This is a genomic window from Paraburkholderia sp., from assembly GCF_036488505.1.
Classification (GTDB): domain Bacteria; phylum Pseudomonadota; class Gammaproteobacteria; order Burkholderiales; family Burkholderiaceae; genus Paraburkholderia.
Genome location: NZ_DASXHN010000280.1, coordinates 1 through 2,040, shown reverse-complemented (window position 1 = coordinate 2,040; position 2,040 = coordinate 1). Strand labels below are relative to the sequence as shown.

The window sequence follows — 2,040 nt, the reverse complement described above, 5'->3', positions numbered from 1 at the left end:
AAGCTGCTGTCGGCCGCGCTGCGGCTCGCGAATGCACGCGATTCGAAGCGCCGCGTGATCGTCTCCGAGCGCTCGAACTTTCCGAGCGACCTGTATATCGCGCAAGGACTGATCGAACAGCTCGATCGCGGCTACGAATTGCGCATGGTCGACGATCCTGCGGAACTGCCCGCCGTGATCGGCGACGACACCGCGGTCGTGATGCTCACGCACGTGAACTACCGCACCGGCTATATGCACGACATGGCCGCGCTGACGAAGCTGATCCACGACAACGGCGCGCTCGCGCTGTGGGATCTCGCACACTCGGCGGGCGCGGTGCCGGTCGATCTGAATGGCGTCGGCGCGGACTACGCGGTCGGCTGCACGTACAAGTATCTGAACGGCGGCCCCGGTTCGCCCGCGTTCGTGTGGGTGCCGAAACATCATCAGGCCGAATTCGCGCAGCCGCTGTCAGGCTGGTGGAGTCATCGCGCGCCGTTCGATATGAACCCGACCTATCAGCCCGATCCCGGCATCGCCCGCTACCTGTGCGGCACGCAGCCGATGGTATCGATGGCGCTCGTCGAATGCGGACTCGACGTGTTCCTGCAAACCAGCATGCAGGCGATCCGCGACAAATCGATCGCGCTCACCGACCTGTTTATCGAACTGGTCGAAACGCGTTGCGGCGAGTTTCCGCTCAAGCTCGTGACGCCGCGCGAGCACGCGCAGCGTGGCTCGCACGCGAGCTTTGAACATCCGCACGGCTATGAAGTCATGCAGGCGCTGATCGCGCGCGGCGTGATCGGCGACTATCGCGAGCCTCACGTGCTGCGCTTCGGCTTCACGCCGCTGTACACGCGCTTCGTCGACGTGTGGGACGCGGTCGAAACGCTGCGCGAGGTGCTCGCGAACGAGATCTGGCGGGCTCCCGAATTTGCCGCGCGCGGCGCCGTAACCTGAGGAAAGCGCAATGACCGATCACATGCGGACGCAGGAGTTGCCCGAAGAACCGGCCGCGCAAGGCTGCCCGTTCGGCTATGGACAGTCTCGATCAGCGGCGACGGCCGCGGGCTCGGCTGACAAGGCGGGCTCCGCTCCCGCTTCGGCCGGCACCGGCGACAGCGGCTGGCACGATGCGCAGCTCGACTTCGCAGGGTCGATGAGCTACGGCGACTATCTGTCGCTCGGCAAGGTGCTGGATGCGCAGCATCCGTTGTCGCCGGATCACAACGAGATGCTGTTCATCATCCAGCATCAAACGAGCGAACTGTGGATGAAGCTCGCGCTCTACGAATTGCGCGCGGCGCTGCAGGCGGTGCATCGCGACGAGTTGCCGCCGGCGTTCAAGATGCTCGCGCGCGTGTCGCGCATCCTGGAGCAGCTGGTGCAAGCGTGGAACGTCCTCGCGACGATGACGCCATCCGAATACACGGCGATGCGGCCGTACCTCGGCAGCTCGTCGGGGTTCCAGTCGTATCAGTACCGGCAGATCGAATTCCTGCTCGGCAACAAGAACGAGCAGATGCTGAAACCGCACGCGCATCGCGCGGACGTTTACGCCGAAGTGAAGGCCGCGCTCGAAGCGCCGTCGTTCTACGACGAGGTGGTGCGGCTACTCGCGCGCCGCGGCTTCGCGATTTCCCCGGCGCGACTCGAACGCGACTGGACGCAGCCGACCGAACACGATGCGTCGGTCGAGGCTGCATGGCTCGAGGTCTATCGCAATCCGTCCGAGCATTGGGAGCTGTACGAGATGGCCGAGGAACTGGTCGATCTCGAGGATGCGTTCCGGCAGTGGCGCTTCCGACACGTCACCACGGTCGAGCGCATCATCGGGTTCAAGCAGGGCACCGGCGGCACGAGCGGCGCGCCGTATCTGAGGAAGATGCTCGACGTCGTGCTGTTCCCGGAGCTGTGGCACGTGCGCACGATGCTGTAACGGCTAATGCGCCTTCAGCACTTTCGCGGCGAACCCGGCATTGTCGAGGGGCGGCAAACTCGGAGTTATCCGATTTTTGAGAGATGGTGTGGATGGCAGCATCGGAACCGCATAAA

The 2,040-nt window shown here is 64.3% G+C and carries 2 protein-coding genes; both read left to right on the top strand.

Annotated features, from left to right (window positions below):
- Window positions 1–945, top strand: a 945-nt coding sequence (kynU, locus tag VGH68_RS16865) for a kynureninase (RefSeq protein ID WP_331604795.1), incomplete at its 5' end; no start/stop codon positions are given.
- A gap of 10 nt (window positions 946–955) precedes the next feature.
- On the top strand, window positions 956–1,924 hold the full coding sequence (gene kynA, locus VGH68_RS16860; RefSeq protein WP_331604794.1) for a tryptophan 2,3-dioxygenase: 969 nt from the start codon (window positions 956–958) through the stop codon (window positions 1,922–1,924).
- Window positions 1,925–2,040: the final 116 nt, after the last annotated feature.

Excerpts from the sequence above, each read along its gene's own strand:
- kynA (WP_331604794.1), top strand. The coding sequence starts at position 956 with ATGACCGATCACATGCGGACGCAGGAGTTGCCCGAAGAACCGGCCGCG.